Here is a 7,801-nt window from a genome sequence, read left to right on the forward strand (position 1 = left end):
CGCGCCAACGGCACCACGCTGGCCGTTCCGTCGGGCACGACGAAGAACCGCACGACGTCCGCGAACGCGACCATCGGTGACGGCTTCCAGGGCTCGCCGTCGGCTTCGCGCAGCATGTTCGCAGCGGGCGTGGGCATCATTCACCGCTTCTAAGCGAATCATCCGCAGCACGGAAAACGGACGCCTCGGCGTCCGTTTTTTTTCGTCTGTACAAAGTGCGGCCGCGATTGCGTCAGATGAACATCCCGCCCGACACTTCCACGCGCTGCGCCGTCATCCAGCGATTGCCCTCCGATAGCAGCGCGGCGATCGCGCCGCCGATATCGTCCGGCAGCCCCGCGCGCCCGAGCGCCGTGTTCTGTGCGACGAACTGATTGATGTCGTGATCGTCGCGCACGCCGCCGCCGCCGAAGTCCGTCTCGATCGCCCCCGGCGCGAGCGTATTGACCGTGATGCCGTGCGGTCCGAGCTCCTTCGCGAGATAGCGCGTGAGCACCTCGATCCCGCCTTTCATGACCGCATACGCCGCGTAGCCCGGCAGCGCGAAGCGCGTGAGTCCGCTCGACACGTTGACGATCGCGCCTTCCTCGTGAAGATAGGGCAGAAGCGTCTGCGTCAAAAAGAATGGCCCTTTCAGATGAATATCGACGAGTTCGTCGAACTGCTCGGGCGTGGTGTCGATGAACGACGCATGAATGCCGATGCCCGCGTTGTTCACCAGAAAATCGAAATTCTCGCGATCGAAGGTGTCTTCGAGCGTCTTGCATAGCGCGTCGGCAAACGCGCCGAAGGTGTCGCAGCGGGCGACGTCGAGTTGCAGCACGGCCGCCTTGCCGCCATCGCGGCCGATCTCGTCGACTAGCGTCTGCGCGGCCTGCGCGTTGCTCTGATATGTGCCGATCACGCCGGCGCCTTGCTGCGCGAGTTTGAGTGCGGCGGCGCGTCCGAGTCCGCGGCTCGCGCCGGTGACGAGTGCGATCTTGCCGTTCATCGCGCCGCTCATGGTTTCGTTCACGGTGAATGCTCCTGTGGTTGCGTGGTCGATGCTCGCTGCATTCACTGTAGGACGGCGCGGCTTAGACCGGAAAGGCGCGACGATGCTGCGGCGCAAGGCGCGCGTTCAGGCGCGAGCCGAAAGGCGGGAGCGGGCCTTGCTGCAACTTCTGGATCGATGCATACACCGGAGAGTCGCACCATGGCCAATCCCGACAGCAACGCGAAGAGACCCGAGCCCGCACGTCTCGAACGCCCGTTCAGGCTGTTTGCGGTGGAGCAGCGCGTGCTGGCGCAAAACGTCGATGGCAAGGTGATCGACATCGGCGCAATGGATGCGAAGAACGGGCAATTCTGCGCGTGCATGGATTCGGGCGAGATCACGACGGAGCCGAAGCGCAGCGCGGAGCTCGCGCTGAAGGCGCTGGTCGGCAAGCTTTCGTTCGACTATCTGGACGGACTTTTCACGAGCGAGCGCGAAGTGGAAGTGAGCGGACGATTGCAGGACTATCCGAGCATCGAGTTCGAACTGGACGAAACCTTGCCGCGTGCGATGACCGAGCGCACGCCGCCACATTTGTTCTAGCCGACGCGGACACGCATCGCGCAGCATTCCCGCCGATATGCGATGCTAGTCAAGCGTCGGGCATTGGGGGCCGGGCGCGTCCATCGCGGGGTGAATCATGAAAAGAACGCCTTTCGCCACACTCATCTTCTGCATCGCGGCGACGCTCACCGCACCCGCTTTCGCTCGCGACGACGGCCCGCGCTTCGCGCAGGACCGGCTCGACGCGCTCGTCGCGCAGCACAAGGAAGCGAGCCGTCATATCGCGCAGGCGCCTACGCGGGAGCAACGCGCGCAGTCGCAAATGCAGCATCCGCAGCAAGAGCTGGTTATGTGATCCGAATGCGCGCGGCATAGGCTGACGCCGCGCGCGTTGCGGAGTGCATCGGGCTGGCTGATCCGGCGTGCAATGCGCCGGGGAGATCGTTTGCGCTTCGAAATCGGCAAAACATCACTTCCCAAGGTATGAAAATTGCGGCCGCGGCCCGGGTGTTCCGCGGCCACGCGCCGACGATCCTCCTCTTCACCTTCATTCAGAGCCATGACAAGGAAAGCCCTATCGATCGCCATCCTCTCCGTCTCCGTTCTCGCAGCAGGCTGCGCGGGCATCGGCCCGGGCCGCCTGAAAGCCGATCAGGTCGACTACGCCCGTGCGCTCGGCGACGCGAAGAAGCGTGAAATTCTTGCCGCGATTGTCGGATTGCGCTTCGCCGATGTGCCATCGTTCCTCACGGTGAGCAGCATCATCGCCGCGTACACGTTCGATACCGGCGGCGGCCTCACCCTCAATGCCGGCTCCGGCGCCCAGCCGAACTACGCGCTGGCGACGGGCAACGTGTCCTATTCGAATCATCCGACCTTCACGTTCACGCCGACCACCGGCGATGCCTACGCGAGCGCCTACATCAGGCCGCTTTCGCCGACGCTTGTGATGCCGCTCGCCGAGAGCGGCATTCCGATCGATCTGTTGCTGCGCATCACCGCGCAATCCATCAGCGGCCTGCAGAACGGCACGGCGCTGGGCGGGCCGAACGCGTCGGGATCGCCCGAATTCTTCCTGTTGCTGCAGTCTTTGCGGCGACTGCAACTGGCGGGCGAACTGAACATCGAATCGCGCGGCACGGACGACGGCAAGAGCGTGAAGACCGACAAGGCGAGTAAGGGCAACAGCGCCGACAAGGGAGGCGTCTTCATCACGCTCGGCGCGACGCGCAGCGGCGCAAACAAACAAGTCGCCGACGATCTCGCGCTCGTCAGAAAGCTATTGCATCTTTCGCCGAAGCAAAAGACTTACGAGATCATCTACGGACAGTCCTCGGAACAGAATCGAATCCCGATGGTCACGCGCTCGGTGCTCGGTATCCTCACCGATCTCGGCGCGCAGATCGCCGTACCGGATGCGCAGGTGGGCAGCGGGGCGACCAAGCCGAGCATCGGGCTGATCGGTGGCGAGACGCGGCCGACGATTATCGTAAAGGTGGGCGAGAAGGCGCCGCGGGACGCCTACGTGAGCGTGCTGTACGACAAGGCCGACTACTGGATCGATCGCGGCGACTTCGATTCGAAATACGCGTTCACGGTGGTACAGAACCTGATGGCGCTAGCGGAAGTCACGGACACCGCGAAGTCGCCGGTGGTCACGATTCCGGCGAACTAGGTTCGTCGGGCGCGTCACGGTCCTGTTTCTTTCGTCGACGAAGGGCCGTGACTACAATAGCCCGATGAACGACATCGATATCAAGCTGCTGCAGGTGTTCGCGGAAATCCACGCGACGCGCAGCGTCTCGCAGGCCGCCGCGAATCTCGGCTTGTCGCAGCCCACCATCTCGTTCAATCTCGCGAAGCTGCGCGATCACTATCAGGACCCGCTCTTCGTGCGATCGTCGGCGGGCATGGAGCCGACGCAATTCGCAAGCGAACTGCATCAGCGCACAGTCACGTTGCTCGCTTCATTCGATGCCCTTTCCAGGCATCGCAAGAGCTTCGATCCCGAGACCGCGAAGCAGGTGTTCCGCATCGCGATGACGGACATCAGTCAGATCGTGCTGCTGCCGGCGCTGCTCAAGCGCCTGCGCGCGATTGCTCCTGGCGTGCGCATCCGCGTGCTGCATATCGACGACAAGACGCCGCAACTGCTCGAATCGGGCGATGCGGATCTCGCGGTCGGCTTCATGCCGCAGCTCGAAGCGGGTTTCTATCAGCAGAAGCTGTTCACCCAGCACTTTGTCGGCATCGTGGCGGCGCAACACCCGCGGTTTCGGGACGCCGCTGATTCCGCCACAATGGATGCCTTTCTCGCCGAAGGACACGTCGTCGTCACGCCTTCGGGAACAGGACATTCCGTGGTCGATCGCAGCTTGCGGCAACTCGGCGTCGAGCGTCATGCGGTGCTCGAGGTGCCGAACTACCTCGGACTTGCCAACATCATCGCGCGCACGGATCTGCTCGCGACCGTGCCGTTCAGGCTCGCGGAACTCATCGTCGACGAGGCGGGCATCCGGCTTTTCGCGCTGCCCTTCGAAGTACCGACGTATCAGGTCAAGCAGCACTGGCACGAGCGCTTCCATCACGATGCGGCGCATCGCTGGTTGCGCACCGTGTTGACCGATCTGTTTCTCGAATCGGTCGAACGCGGCGAGACGAGGTGAATTCATAACACCGCGCTCGCCTTTGGCATGCGAAAGGCCTAGTGCAAAAGGCCTAATGCAAAAGGCTTAATGCAAAACGCAAAATGCCGGATGGATCATTCCGCGACCGACATCGCTCCCGAAACGGCGGCGAAGCGCTGACGGCTGCGGGCACGCGCGAGCATTGCGAGTGAGATCGCCGCGATCACGCTCGGCACGGTGAGCAGCAGGAAGATCGTGCGAAAGTCGAGTTGCTGGCCGAGCATCACGCCACCGAGCAGTGATCCGGTTACCGAGCCGCTGCGCCCCACGGCATTCGCCCAAGCGACGCCGGTCGCGCGGCTGCCGGTCGGATAGAAGCCCGCGGCGAGCGCGTTGGCGCCAACCTGAGCGCCGCTCACGCATACACCAATGCCGAAGATCGCGACGACGATCAGCGGCACCGAGCCTCCGGCGAACGCGCACATCACGATAAAGCCCGCCGCGACGACATACGCCGACGACAGCACCCGATGCGGCTCGCGCCGGTCCATGAGCCAGCCGAGCAGAATCGCGCCCGCCGTGCCGCCGATCTGGAACGTCGCGCTCATGAAGGACGCTTGCCTGAGCGAGACGCCGTTGCTCGACAGGAGCGTGGGCATCCAGCTCGACAGCAGATAGACGATCAACAGGCTCATGAAGAACGTGGCCCACAGGAGCAGCGTGCCCGTGAGCACGTCCGGCGCGAACAGCGCGCGCACCGACGATTTAAACGGAGCCTCGCCCGCATGCAAGCGCGTACCAGGGGGAAGCGCAGGATCGATCTTCTTCGCGATGCGCGCGATGCGTTCGTCGTCTACATGCTTCGCGACGAGCAGGAAGCGCATCGATTCGGGCAACGCCGCGATGAGCACGGGCAAGAGCAGCAGCGGCGCCGCGCCGCCGATCGCGAGAATGCCGCGCCAGCCCACCTGCGTGAGCAGTTGACCGCTCACCAGCCCACCCAGCGCGGAGCCGAGCGTGAAACCGCAGAACATCAGCGTGACAAGACTTGAGCGCCGCTCGTTCGGACAGTACTCGGACGTGAGCGTGATCGCGTTGGGCATTGCGCCGCCGAGCCCCAGTCCCGTCACGAAGCGCAGCGCGATGAGCCACGTGAGGTCCGGCGCCAAGCAGGACACGAGGCTCGCCGCGCCGAACACGCCGACCGATGCGACGAGCACCGTCTTGCGTCCGAAGCGGTCGGCGAGCGGACCGAAGAAGAGCGCGCCCGCCATCAGGCCGAAGAGCCCTGCACCGAAGAGCGGCGCGAGCGCTGCGGCGCCGAGATGCCATTGCACGCGCAAGGCCGGGCCGATGAAGCCGATGGATGCGGTATCGAAGCCATCGATGGCGACGATCAGAAAGCACAGGACAAGGATGCGCTTCTGGAAGGACGAGAGCGGGCGCGCATCGATGAATTGATCGACGCGCAAGGCGATGGATGAGGTCAAGACTGTCTCCGGTTCGTGAACCCGCCCGACGCGACGCGCGACATGAGGATGCCGGTGTGCTCAGCGGTCATTTCGTTCCATTCGATGCAGCCTGCATCGGGCTGCATCTGTCCTGCCGATCATAGTCATCGGGCGTGCGGTGTCCATAAAGCCCCATCGATAGACGTTATCGACGCCATCGATATCGCCGTGGCCCACAGTGCGCCGAGGTTACGGAAGAACTGGACGACGCCCGTCGAACCGGCTTTATGGAAGCGTCCGAAGGGCTCTTCTGGAATCTTTCGGCACTTTCGGACTGCAACGCGGCAATCTGGTCTTCACGGGCGCGGCCGAAGGCATCGGTGCGGGCAAGCGCGATGCAAGGAAGCGGGCCGGTCCTTGTCGTGCCGCAGGTGATCGCGCCGGACGCGTCTGCGTGCTGCACAATGCTTATCGAACGATCACGCGCTTCGCAGCGCACGCTCAGGGTCTTGATGCTTTCGTAGGGACCGAACAGGGTTTGCAACTCGACGTCTTCTGACGCGTTGCGATTGCATTCGAAACAATGGAAGGAGTCGTCATTGAAATGAGCATGACGAAGCATGAATGCGAAATGCAAATCGCCGTCTTGTATAAAACACTACGCATGCAGAACGCAAAAGAGCGACATCAAGAAGATGCCGCTCTTTGCGTTTTCAGCCGGTACATACCGGCTCGCGATATGTGAAGCTTATTGGCCGAAATAGGCGCCAAGCGCACGCGGCTGGGCAGCAGTCGTGCGGCCGGATTGCGAGCCGTTCGCGACCGAACCGTAGTCGCTCGATTGCGTCGACACTTGCGCGACGGTCTGCGCGTTGACGCGGGCTTCGGCTGCCTGAATGTTCGAGGGATACGACGGATCGCTGATGTTCGGGTTGTAGCCCGCCTTTTCCAGTTGAACCAATTCGGCACGAACTTGGGCGCGGGTAAGCGGCGCGTCGGTCTGTTGCGCGAACGAGAGGGCGGGAACGGTGAGAGCAGCGGCGACGGCAACTGCGGAAATGAACGTCTTCATGATGATTACCTCCGATTCGGATTTCTGATCGTGCTGCCTGTTTCGTTTCGAGCAGCTTGTGAACGGAGTCTAAAGATGAGTCCTGTGAAGATCATTCACGTTTCCGTTGAATGATCCTTGTCGAAACGGGAATAATCGGGCGCTTGCATGCTTGCGCTGCACGAAAGCAGCAGGTAGCTGATCTGCGTGCGAGCACTTCCAGCGCTTGTGCGTCGCCATTCGAGCACCGCGCTGCAGTATTTTTTCCCTCACTTCTTTACGAATTTCGCAAAGATGCTTCACCGTCTCGACGAATGATCATCGACGGTTGTGCACCTACACTTTCGACTTCCGCCCGGTACGGTCCATCCGAGACACGCGCCAGGCTTCTACAAAAGAAGTGGGGGAAGTCGATCATGAAACCGTGGGTCAATGTAGCCGTCGCCGCCGTCGTTTTGTCCGCACCGCTCGTGTCTTTTGCGCAATCGAGCGTACCGATGACTCGCGCAGCGGTTCGCGCGCAACTTGTAATACTCGAAAAGGCGGGTTATTCGCCCGCCGCGGAAGACGCATCGTATCCCGCGAAGCTCGAGGCAGCGGAGATCCGCGTCGCCGACTTGCGACTCGCGCAGGCGCAGGCTGAGGGCTACGGCGCGTCGACCGGCGGAGCATCGCAATCGGGGAGCGCCAGCAAGCGGATCGATCCGCAAAGCGTGTTCTTCGGCCAATGAGGAGCTAAGGCTCGAGCGTTCTGACCGGGCGATCTTGCAGGCGAGGCGCACGTCCGGTTCATTGCATACAAAACGCGAAATGCGCTCTCGGGTGCGAACATTCGCAAAATGCGAAGCAACCTCCGCTGCCGGATTTCCGGTGGTTTTGCCCAGTCCGTTTTCCGGCTGGGCTTTTTTGCGTGCTTCTCGCAGCAAACAGGACGCTTTCGGGGTTAACGCGATGCTATTCATATCGAGATGTTTGGGCGCAAAATTAATCAACCGTCCGGTCGGTTAATAGTTATACTTCGCTGCATCGCATCTCAAAAAGGCAGCGGAGCCCTGCATGTACACCCAATCCCTCGACCTCCCGAGCCCCACCTCGGCCAGCGAAGCGAACGTAGCCGCATCGTCGCCCGACC

At 62.3% G+C, this 7,801-nt stretch carries 9 protein-coding genes and 1 pseudogene; 6 read left to right on the top strand and 4 right to left on the bottom strand.

Features of this window, described 5'->3' with window-relative positions:
- Positions 1-153: pseudogene (locus AWB79_RS39255) on the top strand (porin); the annotation flags it as partial.
- Between the two features lie 79 nt (positions 154-232).
- Here the strand turns inward: AWB79_RS39255 and AWB79_RS37655 are convergent.
- Entirely contained in the window at positions 233-991 is a 759-nt protein-coding gene (locus AWB79_RS37655) for an SDR family NAD(P)-dependent oxidoreductase (RefSeq protein WP_061172560.1), read from the bottom strand.
- Between the two features lie 204 nt (positions 992-1,195).
- Here AWB79_RS37655 and AWB79_RS37660 point away from each other — a divergent pair, with 204 nt between their 5' ends.
- The 4 genes from AWB79_RS37660 to AWB79_RS37675 all read left to right on the top strand — a co-directional run bounded on the left by AWB79_RS37660 (position 1,196) and on the right by AWB79_RS37675 (position 4,206).
- Positions 1,196-1,579, top strand: a complete 384-nt coding sequence (locus AWB79_RS37660; RefSeq protein WP_061172552.1) for a hypothetical protein — start codon at positions 1,196-1,198, stop codon at positions 1,577-1,579.
- A gap of 97 nt (positions 1,580-1,676) precedes the next feature.
- On the top strand, positions 1,677-1,895 hold the full coding sequence (locus tag AWB79_RS37665; RefSeq protein WP_061172553.1) for a hypothetical protein: 219 nt from the start codon (positions 1,677-1,679) through the stop codon (positions 1,893-1,895).
- A 204-nt stretch (positions 1,896-2,099) separates the two neighbouring features.
- On the top strand, positions 2,100-3,215 hold the full coding sequence (locus tag AWB79_RS37670; RefSeq protein ID WP_061172554.1) for a hypothetical protein: 1,116 nt from the start codon (positions 2,100-2,102) through the stop codon (positions 3,213-3,215).
- A gap of 64 nt (positions 3,216-3,279) precedes the next feature.
- Positions 3,280-4,206, top strand: coding sequence for a LysR family transcriptional regulator (locus tag AWB79_RS37675; protein ID WP_061172555.1), 927 nt, complete (start codon positions 3,280-3,282; stop codon positions 4,204-4,206).
- 95 nt (positions 4,207-4,301) lie between these two features.
- Here the strand turns inward: AWB79_RS37675 and AWB79_RS37680 are convergent, their stop codons facing one another.
- The 3 genes from AWB79_RS37680 to AWB79_RS37690 form a co-directional block, all read right to left on the bottom strand.
- Positions 4,302-5,657: an MFS transporter gene (locus AWB79_RS37680; RefSeq protein ID WP_061172556.1), complete on the bottom strand. Its 1,356-nt coding sequence runs from the start codon at positions 5,655-5,657 to the stop codon at positions 4,302-4,304.
- Between the two features lie 166 nt (positions 5,658-5,823).
- On the bottom strand, positions 5,824-6,240 hold the full coding sequence (locus AWB79_RS39950) for a hypothetical protein (RefSeq protein WP_157695945.1): 417 nt from the start codon (positions 6,238-6,240) through the stop codon (positions 5,824-5,826).
- A gap of 126 nt (positions 6,241-6,366) precedes the next feature.
- Entirely contained in the window at positions 6,367-6,690 is a 324-nt protein-coding gene (locus AWB79_RS37690; protein ID WP_061172558.1) for a DUF4148 domain-containing protein, read from the bottom strand.
- 395 nt (positions 6,691-7,085) lie between these two features.
- On the opposite strand from AWB79_RS37690, the gene AWB79_RS37695 reads away from it, so the two are divergent.
- The gene (locus AWB79_RS37695; protein WP_061172559.1) at positions 7,086-7,400 is read left to right on the top strand and encodes a DUF4148 domain-containing protein; all 315 of its coding nucleotides are present in this window, start codon (positions 7,086-7,088) and stop codon (positions 7,398-7,400) included.
- Positions 7,401-7,801 lie beyond the last annotated feature (401 nt).

This window comes from Caballeronia hypogeia (assembly GCF_001544875.2).
Lineage (GTDB): Bacteria > Pseudomonadota > Gammaproteobacteria > Burkholderiales > Burkholderiaceae > Caballeronia > Caballeronia hypogeia.

Bases quoted from the DNA above. Each gene is read 5' to 3' on its own strand.
- AWB79_RS37655 (WP_061172560.1), bottom strand. From the start codon at position 991: ATGAACGGCAAGATCGCACTCGTCACCGGCGCGAGCCGCGGACTCGGA.
- AWB79_RS37660 (WP_061172552.1), top strand. From the start codon at position 1,196: ATGGCCAATCCCGACAGCAACGCGAAGAGACCCGAGCCCGCACGTCTC.
- AWB79_RS37665 (WP_061172553.1), top strand. From the start codon at position 1,677: ATGAAAAGAACGCCTTTCGCCACACTCATCTTCTGCATCGCGGCGACG.
- AWB79_RS37670 (WP_061172554.1), top strand. From the start codon at position 2,100: ATGACAAGGAAAGCCCTATCGATCGCCATCCTCTCCGTCTCCGTTCTC.
- AWB79_RS37675 (WP_061172555.1), top strand. From the start codon at position 3,280: ATGAACGACATCGATATCAAGCTGCTGCAGGTGTTCGCGGAAATCCAC.
- AWB79_RS39950 (WP_157695945.1), bottom strand. From the start codon at position 6,240: ATGCTTCGTCATGCTCATTTCAATGACGACTCCTTCCATTGTTTCGAA.
- AWB79_RS37690 (WP_061172558.1), bottom strand. From the start codon at position 6,690: ATGAAGACGTTCATTTCCGCAGTTGCCGTCGCCGCTGCTCTCACCGTT.
- AWB79_RS37695 (WP_061172559.1), top strand. From the start codon at position 7,086: ATGAAACCGTGGGTCAATGTAGCCGTCGCCGCCGTCGTTTTGTCCGCA.